The organism is Pseudomonas sp. BBP2017, from assembly GCF_003024385.1.
In the GTDB taxonomy this organism is placed as follows: domain Bacteria; phylum Pseudomonadota; class Gammaproteobacteria; order Pseudomonadales; family Pseudomonadaceae; genus Aquipseudomonas.
Window position 1 is genome coordinate 199,485 of record NZ_PVZN01000003.1, and the last position, 22,584, is coordinate 222,068.

The 22,584-nt window shown below is 60.9% G+C and carries 21 protein-coding genes, 1 pseudogene and 1 riboswitch; of the genes and pseudogenes, 9 read left to right on the top strand and 13 right to left on the bottom strand.

Annotated features, from left to right (window positions below; genetic code table 11):
• Positions 1-34: 34 nt before the first annotated feature.
• The 6 genes from C6382_RS06490 to C6382_RS06515 all read right to left on the bottom strand — a co-directional run bounded on the left by C6382_RS06490 (position 35) and on the right by C6382_RS06515 (position 9,671).
• Complete coding sequence (locus C6382_RS06490; RefSeq protein ID WP_107023704.1) at positions 35-619, bottom strand: MliC family protein; 585 nt, start codon at positions 617-619, stop codon at positions 35-37.
• Positions 620-694: 75 nt separating this feature from the next.
• Positions 695-3,418, bottom strand: coding sequence for a LuxR C-terminal-related transcriptional regulator (locus tag C6382_RS06495; protein WP_107023705.1), 2,724 nt, complete (start codon positions 3,416-3,418; stop codon positions 695-697).
• Between the two features lie 205 nt (positions 3,419-3,623).
• Complete coding sequence (locus C6382_RS06500; protein WP_107023813.1) at positions 3,624-4,988, bottom strand: DUF1329 domain-containing protein; 1,365 nt, start codon at positions 4,986-4,988, stop codon at positions 3,624-3,626.
• Between the two features lie 27 nt (positions 4,989-5,015).
• Positions 5,016-6,899: a DUF1302 domain-containing protein gene (locus C6382_RS06505; protein ID WP_107023706.1), complete on the bottom strand. Its 1,884-nt coding sequence runs from the start codon at positions 6,897-6,899 to the stop codon at positions 5,016-5,018.
• 336 nt (positions 6,900-7,235) lie between these two features.
• Positions 7,236-8,918, bottom strand: coding sequence for a fatty acid--CoA ligase (locus C6382_RS06510; RefSeq protein ID WP_107023707.1), 1,683 nt, complete (start codon positions 8,916-8,918; stop codon positions 7,236-7,238).
• Between the two features lie 123 nt (positions 8,919-9,041).
• Positions 9,042-9,671, bottom strand: coding sequence for a LysE family translocator (locus tag C6382_RS06515; RefSeq protein WP_107023708.1), 630 nt, complete (start codon positions 9,669-9,671; stop codon positions 9,042-9,044).
• Between the two features lie 233 nt (positions 9,672-9,904).
• On the opposite strand from C6382_RS06515, the gene C6382_RS06520 reads away from it, so the two are divergent.
• The 3 genes from C6382_RS06520 (at position 9,905) to C6382_RS06530 (ending at position 12,754) form a co-directional block, all read left to right on the top strand.
• Complete coding sequence (locus C6382_RS06520) at positions 9,905-10,870, top strand: 2-hydroxyacid dehydrogenase (protein ID WP_107023709.1); 966 nt, start codon at positions 9,905-9,907, stop codon at positions 10,868-10,870.
• A 50-nt stretch (positions 10,871-10,920) separates the two neighbouring features.
• Positions 10,921-11,919, top strand: a complete 999-nt coding sequence (locus C6382_RS06525; protein ID WP_107023710.1) for a class I SAM-dependent methyltransferase — start codon at positions 10,921-10,923, stop codon at positions 11,917-11,919.
• 39 nt (positions 11,920-11,958) lie between these two features.
• Positions 11,959-12,078: riboswitch (yybP-ykoY riboswitch) on the top strand.
• Between the two features lie 88 nt (positions 12,079-12,166).
• Positions 12,167-12,754 carry a TMEM165/GDT1 family protein gene (locus C6382_RS06530; protein WP_107023711.1) on the top strand — a complete coding sequence of 196 codons (588 nt, stop codon included), beginning with the start codon at positions 12,167-12,169 and terminating at the stop codon, positions 12,752-12,754.
• Positions 12,755-12,811: 57 nt separating this feature from the next.
• Here C6382_RS06530 and C6382_RS06535 read toward each other — a convergent pair whose 3' ends face one another.
• Complete coding sequence (locus C6382_RS06535) at positions 12,812-13,627, bottom strand: M48 family metallopeptidase (RefSeq protein ID WP_107023712.1); 816 nt, start codon at positions 13,625-13,627, stop codon at positions 12,812-12,814.
• A 1,246-nt stretch (positions 13,628-14,873) separates the two neighbouring features.
• Here C6382_RS06535 and C6382_RS24615 point away from each other — a divergent pair.
• A pseudogene (locus tag C6382_RS24615) lies at positions 14,874-15,068 on the top strand (HAMP domain-containing protein); the annotation flags it as partial.
• A 111-nt stretch (positions 15,069-15,179) separates the two neighbouring features.
• A complete protein-coding gene (locus tag C6382_RS24620) occupies positions 15,180-15,923 on the top strand; it encodes a methyl-accepting chemotaxis protein (RefSeq protein WP_371919577.1) in 744 nt (247 codons plus the stop codon).
• A 59-nt stretch (positions 15,924-15,982) separates the two neighbouring features.
• On the opposite strand, the gene C6382_RS06545 is transcribed toward C6382_RS24620, so the two are convergent.
• The 3 genes from C6382_RS06545 to C6382_RS06555 are packed head-to-tail and all read right to left on the bottom strand — an operon-like array spanning position 15,983 to position 17,061.
• On the bottom strand, positions 15,983-16,606 hold the full coding sequence (locus C6382_RS06545; RefSeq protein WP_107023714.1) for an SOS response-associated peptidase: 624 nt from the start codon (positions 16,604-16,606) through the stop codon (positions 15,983-15,985).
• A 12-nt stretch (positions 16,607-16,618) separates the two neighbouring features.
• The gene (locus C6382_RS06550) at positions 16,619-16,879 is read right to left on the bottom strand and encodes a putative signal transducing protein (RefSeq protein WP_107023715.1); all 261 of its coding nucleotides are present in this window, start codon (positions 16,877-16,879) and stop codon (positions 16,619-16,621) included.
• Positions 16,879-17,061 carry a CPXCG motif-containing cysteine-rich protein gene (locus tag C6382_RS06555; RefSeq protein ID WP_107023716.1) on the bottom strand — a complete coding sequence of 61 codons (183 nt, stop codon included), beginning with the start codon at positions 17,059-17,061 and terminating at the stop codon, positions 16,879-16,881. Before C6382_RS06555 ends, C6382_RS06550 begins: the two co-directional genes overlap by 1 nt.
• Before the next feature lie 124 nt (positions 17,062-17,185).
• Between C6382_RS06555 and C6382_RS06560 the strand changes: the two genes are divergently transcribed.
• Positions 17,186-18,349, top strand: a complete 1,164-nt coding sequence (locus C6382_RS06560; protein ID WP_107023717.1) for a 1-acyl-sn-glycerol-3-phosphate acyltransferase — start codon at positions 17,186-17,188, stop codon at positions 18,347-18,349.
• A gap of 72 nt (positions 18,350-18,421) precedes the next feature.
• On the opposite strand, the gene C6382_RS06565 is transcribed toward C6382_RS06560, so the two are convergent.
• Entirely contained in the window at positions 18,422-18,682 is a 261-nt protein-coding gene (locus tag C6382_RS06565) for a hypothetical protein (RefSeq protein ID WP_107023718.1), read from the bottom strand.
• Between the two features lie 169 nt (positions 18,683-18,851).
• On the opposite strand from C6382_RS06565, the gene C6382_RS06570 reads away from it, so the two are divergent.
• Positions 18,852-19,058, top strand: coding sequence for a hypothetical protein (locus C6382_RS06570; RefSeq protein WP_107023719.1), 207 nt, complete (start codon positions 18,852-18,854; stop codon positions 19,056-19,058).
• Positions 19,059-19,129: 71 nt separating this feature from the next.
• On the opposite strand, the gene C6382_RS06575 is transcribed toward C6382_RS06570, so the two are convergent.
• Positions 19,130-19,714, bottom strand: a complete 585-nt coding sequence (locus tag C6382_RS06575) for a YajG family lipoprotein (RefSeq protein WP_038614708.1) — start codon at positions 19,712-19,714, stop codon at positions 19,130-19,132.
• Positions 19,715-19,891: 177 nt separating this feature from the next.
• Between C6382_RS06575 and C6382_RS06580 the strand changes: the two genes are divergently transcribed.
• Entirely contained in the window at positions 19,892-20,125 is a 234-nt protein-coding gene (locus tag C6382_RS06580; protein WP_107023720.1) for a hypothetical protein, read from the top strand.
• A 606-nt stretch (positions 20,126-20,731) separates the two neighbouring features.
• On the top strand, positions 20,732-22,237 hold the full coding sequence (mqo, locus tag C6382_RS06585; RefSeq protein WP_107023721.1) for a malate dehydrogenase (quinone): 1,506 nt from the start codon (positions 20,732-20,734) through the stop codon (positions 22,235-22,237).
• 54 nt (positions 22,238-22,291) lie between these two features.
• On the opposite strand, the gene C6382_RS06590 is transcribed toward mqo, so the two are convergent.
• Positions 22,292-22,579, bottom strand: coding sequence for a PA4642 family protein (locus C6382_RS06590; RefSeq protein WP_107023722.1), 288 nt, complete (start codon positions 22,577-22,579; stop codon positions 22,292-22,294).
• Positions 22,580-22,584 lie beyond the last annotated feature (5 nt).

Below are 22,584 nucleotides of genomic sequence, written 5' to 3' on the forward strand. Positions count from 1 at the left end.
TCTGCCTCTCGTAAAGCCTGGCGTAGGCTCTACCTCAGTGCACTGCCTGGCAGGTCAGCTCGGCGCCATACCATTTCACTTTGGCTTCGCCCTGATGCTCCCAGAACTCGACGCCCTGGGCGCCATATTTGCTGCCGCTGCCTGAAGGCAGGGCAAGTGCGATGGCCTGATCGCTGCCATAGGTGAGCACCGCCGCTCGCGGTTCGAGCTGGTTGTAAAACACGGCAGTGAAAGGCATGCTGCCGTCATTGCAGTCAAATTCAACGGCTGCTGGTACCAACACTGCACCGGACTGGATCTGTAGTTTGACCATGCGAACCTGATACTGCTCAAGTACACAGGCATCAACATCGCTGGCTTTCCAGCATTCATCACGGCCCTTGATCCAGCCGCGCTGGGTCGCCTTGAGCTGCTTTTGCGAATCGCTGTCGGCTTGTCCGAGCACGCGTTTATAGAGGGCTGCGAGGTCACGGTCGAGTTTGCTCAGTTGCGGACTCTGGCACACTTTCAGTGCCACGCCCTCGGCCTTGTCGCAGGAAAACGACGGCCCTTCTGCCGCCAGCGCTGTACCTATGGGCAACAAGCAGGTCAGCTGCACCAGGGTGCGTGCACGGAACATGGGAGTGGCCTCCAGCAGAAAAGAACCTGCCAGTCAGTACAGCAGAAATTCCTCCCATGACCGCACATTCAGTCGTCAGGCCAGCAGGCCCAGGGCCTTGGCCCGGGCGACAGCCTGAGTCCTGCGCTCGACGCCAAGCTTGCTGTTGATGTGACTGGCGTGGGTCTTGACCGTATGCAAGGAGATGAACAGCCGTTCGCTGATTTCCTGGTTGGAACAACCCAGGGCAATCAACTCCAGCACTGCCTTCTCCCGTGTGCTCAAGGCCTCACAGCTGGCGCTGGCGACTTGCGCAGCATCGAGTGCCGGTAACAGCGCCAGAAGGCTGGCTTGCGTCGGACTCGCAGGTTGCATCAGCAACTGCTCGCGCAGCCACAGCGGATGTTCCTGCAATAGCCGCTGGAACACCTGCAAGGCGCCACCGCGGCCAGCCTCCAGGCTCAGCGCGAGTAAATCACGGGCCTGCATCTCGTTACCGCTGGCCAGCAACAAGTCTGTCCATTGGCACAGCGCGGTGACACACAACAACTGGCCACCACTGGCCTGACCGCGCTCTACCAGCGCTTGCAGACGTTGTCCGGCCTGCTCCAGGCGCCCTTGGGTACGCTCGAGCAAGGCCTGTTGCAATTCGATATGCAGCCCCAGCAAGGGATGGAACTCCGGTGCCGCAGCTGCCTTTTTGCCGCCGTAGGTCTGGCCCAGACGCAACAACCAGGACTCGGCAAGATCAGTACGCCCTTGCGCCAGCCAGAGTTCGCATTTGATCAGGGTAATCATTGCCAGATAGAAGATCGGCGGTACGTCCCAGATGTGCATCAGCCGTTCGGCCTCGGCAAGTTCGGCAAAGGCTTCGGTAAAACGCCCTTCGCGGCCATCCAGCGAAGCGATCACGCAATGACCGATCAGCACGCTGATGTCGCGACAGGCCCGTGCCTCGACCAGACCTGCGCGCAGGCGGCTGCGCCCGGCGTCCGGTTGCAGGCGCGCGACCAGCAGATAGCCTTCGTACAAGGTCAGCCGCGCCCGCGCTGCGTACAAGCGCTGCGCCGACAGCCCCTGCAAACGCTGCAAACCCTGGCGTATTTCATCGAGCGCCCGCAGCACTTCGCCGCGAGCATGCAACACCCGCGCGCGATCGTAATGTGCCAGGGCTTCGAACAGTGGGTTGCCGACCCGCTGAGCGAGCTCCAGCGCCTCGCGGTTCCAGCTGCGGGCCCGCGAGAAGTCAGCATCGGCAATAGCCAGGTTGGAAACCGTCGACAAGCACACCAGACGCTGGCCGTAGCGTTTCTGCGGCAGGCTGCGCAGGGCTTCTACGCAATAGGACCGGGTGCGCTCGCGATCACCACGGCTGCGGGCGATGACCCCACTCAAGGCCAGCCATTGCGCCAGCATGGAGCGCTGCGCCGTCGCCGAAGGCGCTGGCAGGAAGCGACTCAGGTGACTGGCCAGCTCTTCGGCGGCGTCCAGTTGCCCAGCCAGGCCCAAGGCCCAGCTGTACAGCACAATCAGCCGTGGGGTACTGATCAGCAGGCTATCGGGCAGGTCCATCTTCCAGCGCAGCAACATACCAACGTTCTGCTCGGCCAGCAGTTGCTCTTCGGACAGGTTCTGTACCAGATTGGCGGCGACATCCAGGTGCCCTGCCCGCAAGGCTTGCTCCACAGCCTCGTCGAGTAATCCCTGGCTTTGGAACCAGCGGCAGGCACGCAGGTGCAAGCTCGACAGAGGCAGGCTGGGTTGACGGCTGCGCAGCAAGTCGGAAAACAGATGGTGATAGCGGTACCAGCGCCCATGTTCGTCCAGCGGCACCAGGAATACCTGATGCGCCTGCAGGTAGGCGATGATCTCGGCGCTGTCGTGACTCTCACGCAGGGCATCGCACAGCTCGCTACAGAAGCGCTCCTGGCAAGCGGTGTCGTTGAGGAAGCCCTGCACTTCGGCCGGCAGAATATCGAGCACTTCTTCGAGCAGGTAATCTCGGATCAACCCCTCGCCGCCATGCAGGGCCTGCGGCAACGCACTGTCGGCGCCAGACTCGCTGGCCGCCAACTGCCAGAAACGCAGCCCGGCAATCCAACCGTCACTGCGCTGAATCAGGTTATCCAGGGCCTGGCCGCGCAAGCCCGTTGACTGCTGGCCCAACACCGCCAACGATTCGTCGGGGGCCAGGCGCAGGTCCTGTTCGTTGAGTTCAAGCAACTGTCGCGACAGACGCAAGCGCGCCAGGTGCCAGTCCGGACGCTGACGGCTGGTGACCAGCAGCACCAGCCCCGGTGGCAGATGGTTGAGGAAGAATTGCAGGCAACGATCAAGCACCGGGCCCTGTATCAGATGGTAGTCATCCAACACCAGCAACAAGGGGTTGTGAGGTTGCAGGTGGTGGGCCAACTCATCGAGCAGGCCATCGAGCCATTCTTCGAAGGCAAACGGCTGGTGGCGCTGGCGCATCTTGAGCAGGCCCATGGCTTGATTGCCCAGTGCCGGGCAATACTGCTGCAAGCCCTCAAGCAAGCGTTCGAGAAAGCGCCCCGGGTCGTTATCGCGACGACTCAACCCCAGCCACAGGCTGCTCCAGTGATTGGGCAGCCCCTGACAGAACTCCACAGCCAGAGAGCTCTTGCCGAAACCTGCTGGCGCGGTGACCAGCAACAAGCGGCCGCCCAGCCCCGATTGCAGGCGCTGGCACAAGCGCGCCCGCGGCACGTGCCCTTCAGGCAGTGGCGGGCGATAGAAGCGTCCTTCCAGGACGCTCATGGCCTGGCTGGCGAACCCTTGCGTACGGGACAGATCAGTCATGGCCGGCTCGTTTTAGTTAGAAAATCTTCGGCAGTACGGGTCTGGGCAGACTAGCGGTTAAAAACGCACATTTGAAGATGATTGCCGCGCTTTGCCGAAAAAAGACTACAACAAAAAGCGACAATCCCGAACCAAGGCAGGCCGCAGAAACAGAAACGCCCCGGCAAGCCGGGGCGTTCTGGGAGATCACACGGAGGTTTGAAGCTTAGCGCACACCTTCCTGGCGAAGCGCTGCGGGCTGGAAGTCGCTAATGCTAGCCGAGAATCCGAAGTCGTAAGCCTTCTTCTCCTCGTTCTTCATGCCCAGTGCCAAATAGCGACCCGACTGCAGGTCGTAGATGGTTTCCAGGGTGTACCACGGCACCTGGACGTTGTAGTAGTCCTGGGAGTGGGCCTCGGAAACGCGCCACAGTTGATTGCGACCGTCGTACTGGTCGATCACAGCAGCCTGCCAGGTGTCTTCGTCGATGTAGAAGTCACGCTTGGCGTAGATATGACGCTGACCTGGCTTGAGGGTTGCGACCACGTGCCAGACGCGGCGCAGCTCGTAACGGCTCAAGTCCTGATTGATGTGCCCAGCTTTGATGATGTCGGCGTACTTGAGCGTCGGCGAGTCGAGCTTGTAGCTGTTGGAGGCAATGTACATCTCTTTCTTGCCTTCGAGCTTCCAGTCGTAGCGGTCCGGCGCACCGTTGAACATGTCCAGGTTGTCGGAGGTCCGCAGGCCATCGGCTGCAGTACCCGGACCGTCGTAGGACACTTGTGGTGCCTGACGCACACGACGCTGACCGGCGTTGTAGACCCACGCCTTGCGCGGTTCCTTGACCTGATCGAGGGTCTCGTGAACCAGCAGCACGGTACCGGCCAGACGCGCCGGCGCCGTCACCTTCTGCTTGAAGTAGAACAGCACGTTGCCCGGGTTGGCCGGATCGTAGCCCTTGATCTTGTCACGGAAGACGAACTGATCCTGGAAGTACACCAAGCTGTAGGAGCCATTGGTTTGCGGCGTGGCCTGGGTTACCAGACGGGTCACGCTGCCACCGCGATAGCGGGTAATGTGGTTCCAGATAGCTTCGACGCCGGTCTTGGGAATTGGAAAGGGCACGGCAGTGGTGAAGTTTTCCAGGCCGTTGCCACCCGCGACCAGATTGGTTTTGGTGGCGTTTTCCTTGATCGCGGCAAATACATCATCCGGCACGGTTGAGCCGCGGTGGGTCGGGTACACCGGGATTTTGTAGCTGTCCGGGTAGCGCTTGAGCATCGCCACCTGACCCGGGGACAGTTTGTCCTTGTACTGGTCGACGTTCTGCGCGGTGATGGTGTACAGCGGCTTTTCGCCAGCGTATGGGTCGGCAAGGAAGCCCTTGGCGTCAACGGCGCCGGCATTCTTGGCCAGCGGCTTCCACGCACTGATCGAACCATCGGCATTACCGGCTTTTTCCGCGCCCATTGGCGTCAGGGTCGTGCCGAGCTTGGCCGCCTCGTCGGCGGACACCGCCGCCATGACGCTGGAGGCCAGCAGCGACAGGCCCAACACACCGGCTTGCAGCAGATTCTTGGTCATTTTCATGTTCATGCTCGTCCTGAATCCGTGTTCTTAGAAGTTCACACCGAAGCTGAGGGCGATGAAATCGCGGTCATCCACGGTGGTGTACTTGCCGTCGAAGAAGTTGGTGTACGACAGGCTGGTGGTGTAGGTGTTCTGGTACTCGGCATCCAGGCCCAGGCTGACTGCCTTGCGCCCTTCCTCGAAGTTGCCGCCAGGGCCCGGGGAGTAACCGGAGACGTCATGGGACCAGGCCACGTTAGGCTTGAGGTTGACCCCGGCGAATACGTCGTTGTAGTCCCAGATCGCGCGAGCTCGGTAGCCCCAGGAGGTGCTGGTGGTGAAGCCGTCGTTCTCGCATTTGCGCGAAGCGTTGGCCGACGAGGCATTGTTACCGGCACCGGTGATGGTCAGATTGTTGAGGAACTCGCAGGTATTGAGCGGTCCGGTAGGTTCCAGCGGCCCTGGACCGTAGACTGGGTCACGACCATAACGCATCTTGTGTGCACTCTCCAGGCCGCCGACGTGAGTCACGCCAACTTCACCCACCACGGTCAGGCGGCTGGCGCCCATCACCTGGTCGAAGAAGTGGGTGAGTGTCGTTTGGAACTGGGTGATTTCCTTACGGGTGTAGCCGTGCCGATCCTGACCTGGAACCCCCTTGAGCAGCGACGCGTTGCCCAGCCCCGGAATCGGTGTAACACCCGAATAGAGAATATCGGTGGTGTTGAGCTGAACCGGCGCATTGGGCCGGTAACTGAGCTCACCGCTCCACGCGGTACCGGTAGGCAGGGTGGTGGAGAAGCTCAAACCGTACAGGCGGATGTCTTCAGGGTACTCAACGAAGTACTTCGAATTACCGGCGACAATCTGCGGCGCCAGTCGCCGCAGCTCGGGCGGCAAGTTGGCCAGGCCGGCATAGACCGAAGGATCAGCACCCGTGGCACTGAAAATCGGCGCACGGCTGTGGTAGTTCATGAAGTAGGCGCCGAACTCGGTATCCAGCGGTTCGAACATGTAGCGAAAGGCCACACCGAATTGTCCACTGTCGCGCGCATCGCGATCGGCGCTACGGTCGACCTTTACACCCTCTTCGTTGATGTCGACACCCTGGCTCGCCAGGAAGCCCAGTGCTTGTGGCGGCAGGCTGCGGCTGCTGTTAAGCAAGCGCAGGTTGTCGGTACAGCCATCGGCGATCACGTCCGGTTGCGAGAAGAACGTGCCGCAGTTGTCGACGACGGTCTGGTCCCATTCGATCTGGTAGAAGGCTTCGGCCGAGAGGTTGTCGGTCAGGCTTTGCGACACATAGAACATGTTGACCGGGATCAGACCTTCCTTGACCTCGGCGCCAGGGCGGCGGAAGGCGGCAACGTCGATCGGGTTGATCGAGTTGATACCGCCACCGATGAAGGTACTTTCACCCCAGCTGACCACCTGCTTGCCGAAGCGCACCGAACCCGGCTGATCGGCGATGGAGTAGTTGTGATAGACGAAGGCGTCGAGAATCTCGCTACCGGCGGACTTGGCGCCCTCTTTGCGGTTGGAGTCGCTGATGTCCTTGAACTCGCGGTGTTCATCCTTGAGCTCGAAGTCGTACCAGTACTTGCCACGGACGAACACACCGGTATCGCCGTACTTGAGCTCCAGGTCATGAATGCCCTTGAAGATCTTCGAGAAGGTCTCACCGCGCTTGAAGTTCAGGTGGCCGTCGTCGGAGGTCTGCGACAAGCCTTTGCCGCCGTTGTTGACGCCTATCAGATTCTCGTTCGGTTTAGCCGTCGACCAACTGGCCCCCACGGACAGCGACGAGTCGAACGACCCTTCGATTTCACCGATGTTGAAACTGACGCCGAATGCAGGACCGGCGAGCGTAGAAGCGAGGCTGACGGCCAAGGGCAGTTTCGCCCGGCGCCAGAACAGATTTACTGATGTCATCGACGCTACTCCATGTACTTTCTTTATTTTTATGGCGTGAGTCCTTTGCAGAAACGCTTTGCTCGACAGGTGTCAGCGCACCCTGATCGTCAAGCAAGTGGCCAGGCACATTCATGTGCGGCCCCCCATTCCTGAAAATCCCCTGACCCGACTATAGCCAGCAGGTACAGGTGCTTGATCCCTCTAAAGTGTGATTTGCATGTCTGCCCCTGTGGCGCGGTGTTGCGCACCGGCCGCTGTGCTGGCAGGGCAAGAATGGCTTAAAAGTGTCGTTTGACAAAGCGAATAAGTGTCTAGCCTGCGGGTCGCACCCGATCGGGTACGACCCGCCAGCCTTCACAAGGTCGAGAGAAACGTGCTGTTACTGGCTTGCCACTGAGCGATGTCCAGGCGGATGCGCTTCTTGTCGAGCTTGCCGACGCTGGTCTTGGGAATTTCAGTAACAAGGGCAATCTGACTGGGAATCGCCCACTTGTTGATGTGCCCAAGTTCCACGAAAGGCTTGAGGTGTTCCTTGAGCGCCTTGGCATCGATAACCTGGTTTTCATGGACGACCAGCAGGGCAAAAGGTCGTTCGCCCCACTGTGGGTCGGCGACCCCGACCACCGCCACCTCGCGAATCGCTGGATGACGGCTGATCAAGTCTTCAAGCTCCAGCGAGGAGATCCACTCGCCGCCGGTCTTGATCACATCCTTGATACGGTCGCGAATGTCGATCACGCCCATGCTGTCGAGAGTGGCAACGTCACCGGTGTGCAGCCAGCCGCCCTGCCAGAGTTCGGCGCCCTTTTCCGGCTCACGGAAATAACCCATGGTCAGCCAGGGTGCACGCAGTACCAGCTCCCCCTGCGTTTCGCCATCATTCGGGAGGAAATTACCCTCACCATCGACAATCGCCGTTTCCACCAACGGCACCGGCACGCCGGCCTTGATCCGGTAGGTGATGCACTCATCCTCGCTGCCCGCCAGCAGCTCGTCGTTGAGGTGAGCGGCAGAGACCAACGGGCACGTCTCGGACATCCCGTAGGCGGCGGTCAGCTGAATGCCACGAGCCTTGGCGGCTTCGTACAGGGCGCGGTTCAGCGCGCTGCCGCCAATGATGATCTTCCAGCCGCCGAAATCCTGGCCTTGCGCGCCTTTGGCATTGAGCAGCATCTGCAGGATCGTAGGCACGCAATGGGAGAAGGTAACCTTCTCATTGCGCCACAGCTCGCACATCATCTCCGGCTCGTAACGCCCTGGATAGACCTGTTTGATCCCCAGCATCGTGGCCACGTAAGGAATGCCCCAGGCATGGACGTGGAACATCGGGGTAATCGGCATGTACACATCGTTACTGCCCAGCAGGCGCACACTGTCGATGCTGCCGGTGACCGTAGCGGCGGCCAGGGTGTGCAGCACCAGTTGCCGGTGGGTGAAGTACACACCTTTGGGGTTACCGGTGGTACCGGTGGTGTAGAACGTCGTGGCGACCGAGTTCTCGTCAAAATCAGGGAAGTCATAGACCGGGCTGGCCGCAGCCAGCAATTGCTCGTACTCGCCCACCAGGTTCGGCAGATCGGCGGTCTTGGACTCTGCGTCAGTCAGCAACAGGGTTTTCTCTACCGTGGTCAGCTGCCCGGCGATGGCCTGGTACAGGCCGATGAAATCGCTGTTGACCAGCACGAAGCGGTCTTCGGCGTGGTTCATGGTGTAGAGGATCTGCTCCGGTGACAGGCGCACATTGATGGTGTGCACCACCGCACCGATCATCGGAATCGCGAACATGCATTCCAGGTAACGATGGCTGTCCCAGTCCATCACTGCCACGGTGTCACCGGCCTTGACCCCGGCCTCGGTCAGCACGTTGGCCAGGCGCGCAATGCGCTCGTTGAGGGTCAGGTAGCTGTAGCGCAACTGATCGCGGTAAACGATTTCGCGGGTTTTCTCGTAGCGGCTGCCGGACAACAACAAACGCTTGATCAACAGTGGAAACTGATACGCGCCCTCGGCAGGCGCAATGACACGAGTCTGCAACATAGGAGTCCCTTTTCTAGAGTGCACGAGCTGGGCAAGACATAACCTACTCTAGAACGCCACAACGCCGGCCAAATCAGCCGAAGGAATGATTTGGCCGGGCAAATCGCTAGAGGCGAATCGCCATTAGTGCATTTCGGTGAAGGCGATCTTCACACCCAGGGCAATCAGTACCGCGCCCATGGTGCGATCAAACCAGTGGCCCATACGGGCAAAGCCTGCGCGGACGCGCTGCTGGCTGAACAGCATCGCCACCAGACAGAACCACAGGCCGGTGGCGGCAGCCAGGTACACGCCGTAACCGGCCTGGATGGCCAGCGGCGTGTGCGGGTTGATCACCACGGTAAACAAGGACAGGAAGAACAGCGTGGCCTTGGGGTTCAGGCCATTGGTCATGAAACCGGCAACAAACGCCGCACGCGGCGTACGCTCGACCGTCGAAGCCTGCACGGTATCGCTACCGGGTACGCCGGGACCTGCGCGCAATGCCTTGAAGCCGATGTACAGCAGATAAGCCGCCGCCAGCCACTTGAGGGCGTTGAACAGCACAATGGATTGCGACACGATCAGGCCGATACCCAGCAGCGAATAGCCCACATGCAGGAAAATCGCCATACCCACGCCAAAGGCAGTCCAGGTACCAGCGCGGCGCCCATGGGTCACGCTCTCGCGGACCACCACGGCAAAATCGGGACCGGGACTGGCCACGGCCAACAGGTGAATCAAGGCAACAGTGAGAAATTCAGCCCAGTACATGGGAGCTCCTTGCGGCAGTGGGTGAAATCAGAAGACCGTACATTACGCCCTAGACACACCTCGTAACAACCGCTGGGAGCGGGCCCGCCCCGCTATTGTGCTAGATCCGTCACTCCACATCGCGGGGCAGGCCCGCTCCCACAGTCGCCCTGCAGGATGGATTGGAATCAAGCTGCAAAAGACGTTAATTTGCTTATCCGACCTGAGCCCGACCGTCACTCACTGGAGCTTCCATGTCCGCCCTTCGCCGTGCCGTTTTCCTCGACCATCACTCCCTGGACCTGGGCGACCTCAGCCTGGATCGCCTGCGCGGTTGCTTCGACGAGCTGCAACTGTACTCGGCCACCGCCCCCGATCAGGTGATGGAGCGCTTGCTGGGCGCCACTGTGGCCATCAGCAACAAAGTGACGATCGACGCCAGCACCCTGGCAGCCTGCCCCAGCCTGAAGCTGATCCTGGTGGCCGCTACCGGCACCAACAATGTCGATCTGCAGGCTGCACAGGCCCAGGGCATCGTGGTCAGCAACTGCCAGGGTTATGGCACACCGTCGGTCGCCCAGCACACCCTGGCCCTGCTGCTGGCACTGGCCACGCGCCTGCCAGACTATCAACACGCCGTGGCCGAGGGACAGTGGGCGCGGGCCAAGCAGTTCTGCCTGCTGGACTTCCCGATCATCGAGCTGGAGGGCAAGACCCTCGGTATGCTCGGACACGGTGAACTGGGCGGAGCCGTGGCGCGCCTGGCCGAAGCCTTTGGCATGCGGGTACTGTTCGGACAGTTGCCTGGGCGCCCGCCTCGTGAAGACCGCTTGCCTCTCGATGAACTGCTGCCTCGGGTCGATGCGCTGACCTTGCACTGCCCGCTCAACGAACACACCCGCAACCTGATCGGCGCCCGCGAACTGGCCCTGCTCAAGCCCGGCGCCTTTGTCATCAACACCGCCCGTGGCGGTCTGATCGACGAGCAGGCGCTAGCCGATACCTTGCGCTCCGGCCACTTGGGGGGGGCCGCCACCGACGTGTTGAGTGTCGAACCGCCGGTCCATGGCAACCCGTTGCTGGCCAGGGACATCCCGCGCCTGATCGTCACCCCGCACAGTGCCTGGGGCGCGGTGGAGTCACGCCAGCGTATCGTCGAACAGTTGTGCGAAAACGCCGAGGCGTTTTTTGCCGGCAGCCCACGTCGACAGGTCGGTTAAGCCGCGTCTGGCTCTGATAAACTGCGCCACTTTTTCAGGAGCCTCCATCCATGGACCCGCGCAGTGAAGTGTTGCTTCGTCAGGCCGAGCTTTTCCAGGGCTCGCTGTTGCTCGCAGGTTTGCCCGCCGACGACCTGCTCGGCAAGCTGCCGGCAGCCCACGGCTGGAGCTGGCATGCCGGCGATCAGAGCGCTATCGATGCCCGCTTTGCCGGTCGCAGCCATTTCGGCGTAGAGGCGCCTGCCCAGGCTTTCGACGCTGCCGTACTGTTCCTGCCCAAGTCCCGCGAACTGGCCAACTACCTGCTCAATGCCCTGGCCTCGCGCCTGGCTGGACGCGAGCTGTATCTGGTCGGCGAAAAGCGCGGCGGCATCGAAGGCGCGGCAAAACAGCTACATGCCTTTGGCAAACCGCGCAAGCTCGACAGCGCCCGCCACTGCCAGCTGTGGCAGGTCACCGTAGAACACGCACCTGAAGCCAAGTCGCTGGAGAGCGTGGCAGAGCATTTCGAGTTGGAGCTGGCTGATGGCGCGCTGAAGATCGTCAGCCTGCCTGGCGTATTCAGCCATGGCAGGCTGGATCGCGGCAGCGCCCTGCTGCTGGAAAACCTTGATCAACTGCCGGTCGGCCATGTTCTCGACTTCGGCTGTGGCGCCGGTGTGCTCGGTGCGGCGCTCAAGCGCCGTTATCCACAAAGCCGGATCACCCTGCTTGACGTCGACGCCTTTGCCGTCGCCAGCAGCCGCCTGACCCTCGCCGCCAATGGTCTGGAAGGTGAGGTGATCTGCGGTGACGGCATCGATGCCGCCCCCCGCGATCTGGATGTGATCCTGAGCAACCCGCCGTTCCACACCGGCGTTCACACCAATTACCAGGCCTCGGAAAATCTGCTGAGAAAATCAGCCGATCATCTGAAAAAAGGCGGAGAAATGCGTTTGGTAGCTAACAGCTTCCTGCGCTATCAACCGCTAATCGAAGAAGCGCTGGGCAATTGCCGGATACGCGCCGAGGGGCAAGGCTTTCGCATCTACCAGGCAACACGCGGTTAAAATCAGCGCTTGCCGAAACGGATTTGCCTAGGCAGAATCCGCTCCGTCCTAGGGGAGTAGTCTCCCGCGAGCACCCAGCTCGCCCGGTACGCGTCAACATACTTGGTCAACAGACCATGGCGCGTGCGACCCGCGGTCCGCACAGACGGACCCAGGGTTTGACAAGACCTATGACACGCACACCTTACCCGGGGCGGGAAGGCTGTACGTGTCATAGCCGTGTCGACCCGCCCCCGTAGGAATCCTGATGCTGGAATCATTGCTCGTCCCGACCGCGATCGTGGCCCTCGCCGAAATTGGCGACAAAACCCAATTGCTCGCGCTAATCCTCGCTGCCCGCTTTCGCAAACCCTGGCCGATCATCGCCGGCATCATCGCCGCGACCCTGGCCAACCATGCGGCTGCCGGCGCTGTCGGTGCCTGGGTCAGCACCTTCTTCTCCGCCGCCAGCCTGCACTGGATCCTCGCTGCGAGCTTCGCCGCCACCGCCTTGTGGACGCTGATTCCGGACAAGATGGATGACGACGAGGCCAGCACAGCGCGGCGCTTCGGACCGTTCCTGACCACCCTGATAGCCTTCTTCATCGCGGAAATCGGCGACAAGACTCAGGTCGCCACGGTGATGCTGGCAGCCCAGTATCCGCACCTGATCATGGTGATCATCGGCACCACTCTGGGCATGCTGATTGCCAACGTGCCAGTGGTGTTGGCGGGCAACTTCGCCGCCGAGAAACTGCCCTTGACCCTGATCCGTCGCCTGGCTTCGGCGGCGTTCTTCGTACTGGCCGCCGTGGCGGTGTATTCGGCGATGCAGGTCAGTGGCTGGATAGGCTGAGAGCACCTGTAGGAGCCGGCGTTGCCGGCGATGGGCCGCAAAGCGGCCCCCCCCAGGTTACTTCTTGGCCTGCTCGTACAACGGCATCACCTTCGGAATCGCCGCCTGCAACGAAGCCTGACGGCTGGCCGAGGCCGGGTGGGTACTCATGAACTCCGGCTGCGAACCACCCGATGCCTGGCTCATCTTGTCCCACAGGGTGATCGCGGCATTGGGGTTGTAACCGGCACGAGCGGCCAGCTCCAGGCCGATCAGGTCGGCCTCATTCTCGTTGGCGCGGCTGTTAGGCAAGGTCATGCTGTACTGCACCACGGTGTCGGCAATCGCCAGGCTGTCCTGGCCAAGACCGAGCAAGGCGCCCGCGCCCTGACGCGCCATCTGCACACCATAGGCCTTGGACATGGCTTCACGGCCATGCTCACGTAAGGCGTGGGCAATTTCATGGCCCATCACTGCGGCGATCTCGTCATCGCTCAGCTTCAGCTTGTCGATCAACCCGGTATAGAAAAAGATCTTGCCGCCAGGACCGCAGTTGGCATTGAGCTCGTCACTCTTGATCAGGTTGACTTCCCAATTCCACTGCGCCGCATCCGGACGGAACTTCGGTGCCTGGGCAATCAGGCGGTCGGCAATCACCTGGACACGCTTGGCCTGGGCACTGGTCTTGTCGAGCACACCTTTGCTCGACGCTTCGCCCAGGGTCTGCTGATAGGACTGGGCATACATCTGGTTGACCTCGTCGGTCGACAGCATGCTGAACATATACTGCTTACGCTCGACCCCCACGGCGCCGCCGCTGGTGGTGCTCACTGCCTGGCATCCGCAAAGCAGTACGCTGGCACTCAGGGCACCGATAACTAATGACTTACGCATGAAAACACTCCATTCGAACATGCCGCGTATCCTAGGCCGACTCGATTGAGCCCGCCACACCCTGCACAAAGAATTCTCCAGACGGCACTCATGCTTTGACCGGCAAACGCCGATAACGCAAGGCAGACGAAATTTCTTGTGCTTGGAGCCTTTCATGAAGTTCAGGTCGATCCAGTTTTCTGTCGCGGCCCTGGCCGGCGCTATTGTCTTAAGCATAGTTGCCGCCCTGGTGCTTTACGCCGTGTACAGCGGCCAGCGTACCCAAGAGCTGGTGCAGACCCGCACCCAGCAGCAGTTCGAGGCAGTGATCGAACAACGCCTGAGCGCCCTGGCCCGCACACAAGTCAGCGAAATCCAGCGCGGCCTGGAAGCGCCGCTGTTGATCGCCCGCGGGCTGGCCACCAGCAACGCCATGCTGGGTATGAAAGATGCCAATGGCAACCCGCTGCTCAAGATCGAGCGCGAACAATTGATCGCCCTGCTCAAACAGACAGCTGTGACCAACCCGTTGATCCTGGGAACTTACCTGGGCTGGGAAGCCAACGCCCTGGACCAAGCTGACAGCCGCTTCGTCGGTACCGCCATCACTGGTATCGACAGTGCCAACGGGCGCTTTCTGCCCTGGTGGTTCCGTAATGATGACGGCAGCCTCGGCCTGGACAAACTGGCCGACGTCAATGATCAGACCATCCTCGCCACCGGTGTACGTGCCAGTGAGTACTACCTGTGCTCGCGAGACTCGAAAAAAGCCTGCGTGATCGACCCGGCGCCTTACAAGGTGGGCGACAAGATGGTCATGCTCGCCTCTTTCGTCGAACCGATCCTGATTGATGGCCAGTTTCAGGGAATTGCCGGTGCCGACCTGTCGGTGAACTTCATCCAGGAGCTGCTCAACACCGCTGATAAACAGCTCTATAACGGTGCTGGCGAACTGGCACTGCTCTCCGCCAACGGACGCCTGGTGGCGTTTACCAAAGACCCAAGCAAGTTCGGCGAGAAAGCCAGTGACGTCCTCGACGCCAGTGTCGCCACTACGCTGAGCCAGCTTGGCGGTGAAAACCTGCGCTACGAGGTCAATCAAAAGGCCGGGCGCATCGAGTTGTACCTGCCGTTCAAGATCGGCAATACCGACGCGCGCTGGACGCTTTTGCTGGAGTTGCCACTGAGCGCGGTAATGGCTGACGTGAACAAGCTTCAGGACGAACTCAGCGCCCAACGCAGCACCGATCTCACCGGCATGACCCTGATGGGCCTGGGCATCGCCGCCCTCGGCTTGCTGGTCATTTGGCTGCTGGCTCACGGCATCGCCCGTCCGTTGCGCCAGATGGTGACCATGCTCGACGACATTGCCCAGGGCGAAGGCGACCTGACCCGCCGCCTGAGCAGTGACCGCGCCGATGAACTGGGTTCGATCGCCAAGGGCTTCAATACTTTCCTGGCCAAGCTGCAGGCGATGATCAGCCAGGTCGTGGCCTCGGTGCAGAAGGTCAGCGATTCCTCGGAACACACTGCCGACATAGCGATCCGCACCAACCAGGGCGTACACAAGCAAATGGCCGAGATCGACCTGGTGGCCACCGCGGTGCATGAAATGACGGCTACCGCCCAGGATGTGGCGCGTAATGCCACCCATGCCGCCCAGGCGGCCAGTAACGCCGATCAGGCGGCCCATCAGGGCCTGCAGATCGTGCGTAACACTTCAGACTCGATCAGCGCCCTGGCCGAAGAGATTGGCCGGGCAGTTGGCGTGGTACAGACCCTGGCCCGCGACAGCGAGAACATCAACGCGATCCTCACCGCGATCCGCGCCATTGCCGAGCAGACCAACCTGCTGGCACTCAATGCGGCCATCGAGGCGGCACGCGCTGGCGAACAGGGTCGCGGGTTTGCCGTGGTTGCTGACGAGGTGCGCAATCTGGCGCAGAAGACCCAGCAGGCCACTGCAGAAATCCAGCAGATGATTCAGCAACTGCAGCAAGGTACCCGCGATGTGGTGCGGGTCATGGAGAACAGTCAGGGCAAGACTGATGACAGCGTGCAACAGGCCGCGCGTGCTGCCGAGGCGTTGGAAAGCATCACTCAGGCGGTGTCGGTGATCAATGACATGAACACCCAGATCGCCAGCGCTGCGGAAGAGCAGAGCGCAGTGGCTGAGGATATCAACCGCAATGTGATCAACATTGGTCAGGTGGCTAATGAAGTGGCGGGCGGGGCGGATGAGTCGAGTAACGCCAGTGCCGAGCTGACCAAGCTGGCCGAGCAGCAGCGGCGGTTGATCAATCAGTTCCGGGTGTAATGCAATCGCGGGGCAAGTCGGAACGGCGGTGCGGCGATCCGACTTGCCCCGCGATGCTTTTAAGCCGGCGTCAAACACTCCGGCCCATTGAGCTTGGGATCATTGACAAAATTGGCCAGCACCCGCTCGCGCAACGGCGCCTGACTGCTGGCCAACAGCTCATACAGCCGCGCCACAGGCGTTTCGGGATCGAGCCAGGCCGCCTGCCCCGACGCATCGAGCATCAGCGGCCGCCGTTGATTCACTGCCGCCTGAGTCACCACTGCGGTGCTCAACCAGACCTGATCCTGCACCGGATACGCCTCCCAGATAGCCGCAAAGAACAGCGAAGAGCCCTCCCCCGGCGTCAGCCAGTAGGGGCGTTTACGCTGGGTGCCGCGCCATTCATAAAAGCCGTTGGCCGGCATCAGGCAGCGGCGCAGGCGAAACGGCTCGCGAAACATCGGTTGCTCGGCCAGGGTCTCGGCCCGGGCATGGGCCGGTGTGCGTGACAGGTCGGTGAGCCAGGCCGGGGTCAGCCCCCAGCGCGCCCGCGCCAGCTCCAGCTGGCCATCTTCGAGGCGGCGCTGGATCAGCACCGAGGCGCCAGGGGAGATATTCCATTGCGCCTGCTGGTCACTGGGAAATCCCGGCAACGCAGCAAAAGCGGGAGACCAGCGAAACAGCGCATAACGTCCACACATGAGGGCAAAAACCTAGCAAATCAGGGTTCCGGGAATGTTCTCCGGTTCGTCGCCCGCAAGTGGCTGGGCAGTATTGTACGCAGCGATCAACTGGCGTGCGCATTCGGCCTGTTCATCGGCGACCGCCAGACCCAGCAGACCGTGCACCGGCAGGTCGCCGATGGCGCCCATCAAGTCACGGCCCACCAGGTGTACCTGGATACCTTCACTGGTGAGCATGCCGATGAGCATTTCAGCTTCCAGCAGGTTTTCCGGATCATAGATTCGCTGCATCAGTCATTCTCACCGTAAACGTCCAGCATCCATTCCTCACCATGCACCTGAAGCACGAATCTGATCGGCTTGCAGCAGACCTGGCAGTCCTCGATGTATTCCTGATCACCACCAGACAGGTCCACTGTCGTTTCAACTTCTTCACCACAATAGGGGCAATCGTAGGTTGCAGTTTCCAGCATCGCGGCCTCCCGAGTGACTTGTGCGTATAATTGCCGGTCTATTTACAGGACCTGCGCGTGTTCGAGCCGTTTTTCGAACCCCGGCCCTACCTTTTACCCTAGCCGTTTCCAACAAGAGAGCATGATGGGCGAATTCGATGCCATCCGACCGTACGACGACGCTGAGGTCCCTGCCGTTCTGGCACGCCTGCTCAGCGACCCGGCATTCCTCGATATCCTCACCCACTTCCGCTTCCCGCGCATGGCCGGAGCTTTCGGCTGGCTGCTCAAGCCGCTGATCGCCCGGCGTCTGCGCAAAGAGTTTGCCGGTGTCAGTTGCGTTTCGACCCTACAGGACAAAGTCGAGTATTACGTCGACCATACCATCGAGCGGGCCACCGACGGCGTGACCTACACCGGCGTCGAGCTGCTCAAGTCCGGCACCGCTTACCTGTTCCTGGCCAACCACCGTGACATCGTCATGGACCCTGCGTTCGTCAATTACGCGGTGTACCACGCCGGCCTGCCGACGCCGCGGATCGCCATTGGCGACAACCTGCTGCAAAAGCCGTTTGTCAGCGACATGATGCGCCTGAACAAAAGCTTCATCGTCCACCGCTCGATCAGCGGGCGCCGGGAAAAACTGGCGGCCTACCAACTGCTCTCGGCCTACATCAACCATTCGATCCGCAACGACGGTTCGTCGATCTGGATTGCCCAGGCTGAAGGCCGGGCCAAGGATGGTGACGATCGCACCGATTCGGCAATCCTGAAAATGTTCCACATGAGCCGCAAGGAAGAGCCGTTCGGGGCGGTGATCCAGTCGCTGAACCTGAGCCCGGTGTCGATCAGCTATGAATACGACCCGTGCGATCAGGCCAAGGCCCGCGAGCTGTACATCCGCGCCACCACTGGTAGCTACACCAAGGCGCCAGGTGAAGATGACCTGAGCATTGCCCAGGGCATCACCGGCTACAAGGGACGGGTGCACATCAACTTCGCCCCGCCGGTGACAGAATTCTTCGAGGACACCAAGCAACTGGCGGTGGAAATCGATCGGCAGATTCTCGGCGGCTACCGGTTGTTCCCGGTGCATTACCTGGCCTATGCGCAATGGGCTGAGGCCGATCCTGCCCTGCAGGTGCCGACGGCGGCCAAGCTGTTCCCGGCCGACGAACTGGCCCGCGCCCAGGCCGAATGGCAGCGCCGTCTGGATGCCTGCCCGGTCGAGCAGCAGCCGTACCTGGTGCAGCAGTATGCGACGCCGGTGCGTAACCAGTATCGGGTTAAAGCTGGGTTGGGGCTTTGATCATCGCGGGGCAAGCTCGCTCCCACTGTGGGAGCGGCGGTGCGACGACTCGACTTGCCCCGCGATTAGGGTTCAGATCCAGGTACTGAACCAGGACAGCAGCAAGGCCAACGCCAGGAAGGCAAAGCCGAGAATGTAATAGAAGCGGTTGATGCGCATGTTCATGCCATCGACCACCGCTTCATCGGCGGCCATACCGGCCAGAGTTTGCGCGGCACGGCGCCGGGCGCTGTGCAGCAACAGCCCGCCAGGGCAGGTCAACACCAGGGCCAGCAGGTTGATCAGCTTGGCCGGGTGGGCGGCAAACAGCCCCCAGATCACTTGCAACGACATCGCAGAACCTCAAAAGAAGTACATCGAAACACTCGATACGGCGCGCATTCTACCCAAGCGCCGCGCGTATTCCTGCCCTTTGCGACAAACGACGATTAATTTCCGCCGTCATACGTTCGTCATCAACACACGCCACCCTAGCGGCCTTCGCAACGAACCGGAGCTTGTCATGCTGCACGCCGAAAACCAGGACCGCCTCTACCTGATCGCCCAGAGCGACGAGCAGCAGGCCTTGATCGATGGCCTGGCCTTCAACGTTCAGGACCGTCAGTGGCTGGTGTACTGCGCCTTGGGCGGCCATGCCCACGACGACCTGCCCGAGGTCGATGGCCAGACCGGCATCAGCGTGCTGGACCTCTACGTCGAAGCGGCCTGAAGCCAGGTACAAAAAAACCCGATGGCGGCACTACAGCCATCGGGCTTTTGCGGGTGTTCAAGCTGCCCAGCTTACTCGCCCAGGATCTGGCCGATGGCCTGGTCCTTGAACAGACGGGTCAGGGCGTCGCTTAGAACATCGCTCACCAGCTTGGTGTTGGTTTCCTGGTTCGGCGCCATGCCGAAGCGCTGGTCCAGGGAAGCACCATAACGGCCGCTGTAGCGACGATTGGCATTGGACACGTCAGCTTTGAAGGTCGCACCAATGGTGGCTTCAGTCACGTACATGCCTTCTTTGGGCGACTGGTACTTCAGCTCGGCCAGGGTCACGGTCAGCTGCGGTGCGTTATAGGCGTTTGGCGTCGGTGTGAAACCCAGCAGGCGCACAGCGGCTTCGGCCTGGGCTTGCAGTTTCGGCAGGATATCGTTGCCCGTCACGGTGATGGCGCTGGTTTCAGGGTACAGGCCACCGCGGGTGCCCAGGGTTTGCGAAGCACGGCCATCGACCACCTTGACCACCACCGGCTGGCCATGGCCGACCGGGGCGAGCTGGGCGGTGAGTTTGGGTTGCGGGCTGAGTTGTTGCGGGCTGTGGGCACAACCGGCCAGGGTCAGACTGGTCACCGCGATCAAACCGAACAACAAACGTTGCAACATGCTCATCTCTCCAGAATAGGCAGCAAAGGCCGCCAGTATAACCAGCACGACGCGGCCCAGCCATCGCCGTGCCATTAGCGAATAAGACAGGCGCAAGCGCCGCCGGTTCGTTGTCACAATCGTTTAATCACCTGGTGGCTATGCTGGTGCCCAGAACATTCAAAGAGGTAGACCGCTATGTCCTGGTTCTGGCCTTCACTGCTCAACCGCCGGCCAATGCGCAACTTCGCACGACTCGACGCCCAGGGGCTTTGCCTGGCCTTCAAACAGTGCGCAACCCGGCCTGATGCGGACGACTGGGTGGAAATCGACGAAATACGCCTCAGCTGGCTCAACCGCCCCCTGCCCGCCAGCGCCCGGGTTTGCGCGCGTGCACGCGGTAACTGGGTACAGCGCAGCCTCGCTGCCTGAACCGTGCATCAATAAAAGTCGCTAATAAAGATCATTTCTGCCCGAGACATCGCTATAATCTCCCCCCGATTATAAGGACGTCTCCTGATCGGGCCTCGTAGCACCGCCAATGTTCACCATCGGCATCCTCCGCACCGCCCACAGAGAGCCTTCCACACAGGTCTTGCACCAGCCAGTGTGCCTGCAATATTCGGCCCTCTGCTCTGCCTGAACCTGCCGGGTCTGCCATCGCGCAGACCATTTTGAGGTTCACGACTCCAAAAGAGCGTGAAAAAACGGGTTTTCACAACTTCACGAGAGTGTGGCGAGCAATGAACAGTCTGGCATGTGCAAAAGCACCTAAAGTGTCCCGAACAGCCCTGAACAGCTGGCAACAGTGCTCATCCAGGATGAGTGCCTGAGGCCGGTCCATAACGCACGACGGACACCTTGACCATAAGTCGAATTGCCGCATCGGCCTTAAAATGCGTTCATAGGCAACGCAAAGCCCGTTTGGCGGTGTCCGCTGAAGTTGCAAAAACTGCGAAGAATCGGACATGGCGATCCTGGCCAAGCCAGAGATCCTATGCTGTCAATTTGGTGCTGTAGATTTTGGAGACGCGTTAAATGGCGCAGAACGAAGCAGTCGATGTAGTACTGGTAGGGGCAGGCATCATGAGTGCCACCCTGGCCGTACTGCTCAAGGAACTCGACCCGGCGATCAAGCTGGAAGTCGTCGAGTTGATGGATTCGGGTGCCGCGGAAAGTTCCAACCCGTGGAACAACGCCGGGACCGGCCATGCCGGACTGTGTGAACTGAACTACACGCCGCAAGCTGCCGACGGTAGCATCGACATCAAGAAAGCGGTGCACATCAACACCCAGTTCGAGGTGTCCCGCCAGTTCTGGGCCTACCTGAGCAAGAAAGGCGCGTTCAGCTCGCCACGGGCGTTCATCAACCCTGTGCCGCACCTGAGCTACGTCGAAGGCGAAAAAGGCATCAGCTTCCTGAAGCAGCGCTTTGAGCTGCTCAAGCAGCACCACGCCTTCAGCGAAATGGAATACACCGAAGACAAAGCGCTGATGAACGAGTGGATGCCGCTGATGATGCCGGGTCGCCCTGCCGACCAGAAAATCGCCGCCACTCGCGTCATGAAAGGCACCGACGTCAACTTCGGCGCCCTGACCAACAAACTGCTCAAGCACCTGGCCAGCGCGCCGGATGCCCAGGTCAAGTACTGCAAGCGGGTCACTGGCCTGCGCCGTAACGGCAGCGGCTGGACCGTCAGCATCAAGGACGTCAACAGCGGCAGCAGCCGTGAAGTCGACGCCCGCTTCGTCTTCCTCGGCGCCGGTGGCGCGGCCTTGCCGCTGCTGCAGCAGTCGGGCATCGAAGAGAGCAAGGGCTTTGGCGGCTTCCCGGTCAGTGGCCAATGGCTGCGCTGCGACAACCCGGAAGTGGTCAAGAAGCACCAGGCCAAGGTTTACAGCCAGGCCGCAGTCGGTTCGCCACCGATGTCGGTGCCGCACCTGGATACCCGCGTCGTCGACGGCAAGACCTCGCTGCTGTTCGGCCCGTATGCCGGCTTTACCACCAAGTTCCTCAAGCACGGCTCGTTCCTCGACCTGCCGCTGTCGGTACGCATGGGCAACATCGGCCCGATGCTCGCGGTGGCCCGCGACAACATGGACCTGACCAAGTACCTGGTCAGCGAAGTGATGCAGTCAATGGAGCAGCGTCTGGACTCGCTGCGTCGCTTCTACCCCGAGGCGAAAGCCGAGGACTGGCGCCTGGAAGTGGCCGGCCAGCGCGTGCAGATCATCAAGAAAGACCCGAAAAAAGGCGGCATCCTGCAGTTCGGTACCGAACTGGTAGCGGCCAAAGACGGCACCCTGGCCGCCCTGCTGGGCGCCTCCCCGGGCGCTTCGGTGACAGTATCGATCATGCTTGAGCTGATCGAACGCTGCTTCCCCGAACAAACCAAAGGCGCCTGGGCAGCCAAGCTCAAGGAAATTTTCCCGGCCCGGGAAAAGGTCCTGGCCGCTGACGCTGCGCTGTATCACAAGATCAGCGCGCACAACGACGAAGTCCTGGGCCTGGTCGAAAACAGCCCGGCGCAGCACTACGCGTAACGCACCGGAATAAAAAAACGCCCTTCGGGGCGTTTTTTTATTCGCGCAAGATAATCAGCTGCGGGCCTTGTCGATGATCGCGATGTACTCGGCGGCGTTGCGCTGGTCGCGGATCTGATCGACGAAGGTTTTGCCGTGCTCGTCTTTACCGTCCAGGTCCAGGCCGGCCTCGACAAAGAAACCGACAAAGCGCTCGAAGTCATCGATGCGCAGGCCGCGATAGGCCTTGATCAGTTTGTGCAGCGAAGGTGAAGTGGCATCCGCCGGTTCGAACTGCAGGAAGGATTTGACGTACTCGTCACTGATCTCATCCCCAATCACTTGCTTCTTGTCTTTACGCATTGCCG

Excerpts from the sequence above, each read along its gene's own strand:
- C6382_RS06575 (WP_038614708.1), bottom strand. The coding sequence starts at position 19,714 with ATGTTGCAACGTTTGTTGTTCGGTTTGATCGCGGTGACCAGTCTGACC.
- C6382_RS06530 (WP_107023711.1), top strand. The coding sequence starts at position 12,167 with ATGCTGGAATCATTGCTCGTCCCGACCGCGATCGTGGCCCTCGCCGAA.
- C6382_RS06580 (WP_107023720.1), top strand. The coding sequence starts at position 19,892 with ATGTCCTGGTTCTGGCCTTCACTGCTCAACCGCCGGCCAATGCGCAAC.
- C6382_RS24620 (WP_371919577.1), top strand. The coding sequence starts at position 15,180 with ATGGCCGAGATCGACCTGGTGGCCACCGCGGTGCATGAAATGACGGCT.
- C6382_RS06550 (WP_107023715.1), bottom strand. The coding sequence starts at position 16,879 with ATGCAGCGAATCTATGATCCGGAAAACCTGCTGGAAGCTGAAATGCTC.
- C6382_RS06555 (WP_107023716.1), bottom strand. The coding sequence starts at position 17,061 with ATGCTGGAAACTGCAACCTACGATTGCCCCTATTGTGGTGAAGAAGTT.
- C6382_RS06535 (WP_107023712.1), bottom strand. The coding sequence starts at position 13,627 with ATGCGTAAGTCATTAGTTATCGGTGCCCTGAGTGCCAGCGTACTGCTT.
- mqo (WP_107023721.1), top strand. The coding sequence starts at position 20,732 with ATGGCGCAGAACGAAGCAGTCGATGTAGTACTGGTAGGGGCAGGCATC.
- C6382_RS06495 (WP_107023705.1), bottom strand. The coding sequence starts at position 3,418 with ATGACTGATCTGTCCCGTACGCAAGGGTTCGCCAGCCAGGCCATGAGC.
- C6382_RS06510 (WP_107023707.1), bottom strand. The coding sequence starts at position 8,918 with ATGTTGCAGACTCGTGTCATTGCGCCTGCCGAGGGCGCGTATCAGTTT.
- C6382_RS06490 (WP_107023704.1), bottom strand. The coding sequence starts at position 619 with ATGTTCCGTGCACGCACCCTGGTGCAGCTGACCTGCTTGTTGCCCATA.
- C6382_RS06565 (WP_107023718.1), bottom strand. The coding sequence starts at position 18,682 with ATGTCGTTGCAAGTGATCTGGGGGCTGTTTGCCGCCCACCCGGCCAAG.
- C6382_RS06520 (WP_107023709.1), top strand. The coding sequence starts at position 9,905 with ATGTCCGCCCTTCGCCGTGCCGTTTTCCTCGACCATCACTCCCTGGAC.
- C6382_RS06525 (WP_107023710.1), top strand. The coding sequence starts at position 10,921 with ATGGACCCGCGCAGTGAAGTGTTGCTTCGTCAGGCCGAGCTTTTCCAG.
- C6382_RS06545 (WP_107023714.1), bottom strand. The coding sequence starts at position 16,606 with ATGTGTGGACGTTATGCGCTGTTTCGCTGGTCTCCCGCTTTTGCTGCG.
- C6382_RS06590 (WP_107023722.1), bottom strand. The coding sequence starts at position 22,579 with ATGCGTAAAGACAAGAAGCAAGTGATTGGGGATGAGATCAGTGACGAG.
- C6382_RS06560 (WP_107023717.1), top strand. The coding sequence starts at position 17,186 with ATGGGCGAATTCGATGCCATCCGACCGTACGACGACGCTGAGGTCCCT.
- C6382_RS06500 (WP_107023813.1), bottom strand. The coding sequence starts at position 4,988 with ATGAAAATGACCAAGAATCTGCTGCAAGCCGGTGTGTTGGGCCTGTCG.
- C6382_RS06505 (WP_107023706.1), bottom strand. The coding sequence starts at position 6,899 with ATGACATCAGTAAATCTGTTCTGGCGCCGGGCGAAACTGCCCTTGGCC.
- C6382_RS06570 (WP_107023719.1), top strand. The coding sequence starts at position 18,852 with ATGCTGCACGCCGAAAACCAGGACCGCCTCTACCTGATCGCCCAGAGC.
- C6382_RS06515 (WP_107023708.1), bottom strand. The coding sequence starts at position 9,671 with ATGTACTGGGCTGAATTTCTCACTGTTGCCTTGATTCACCTGTTGGCC.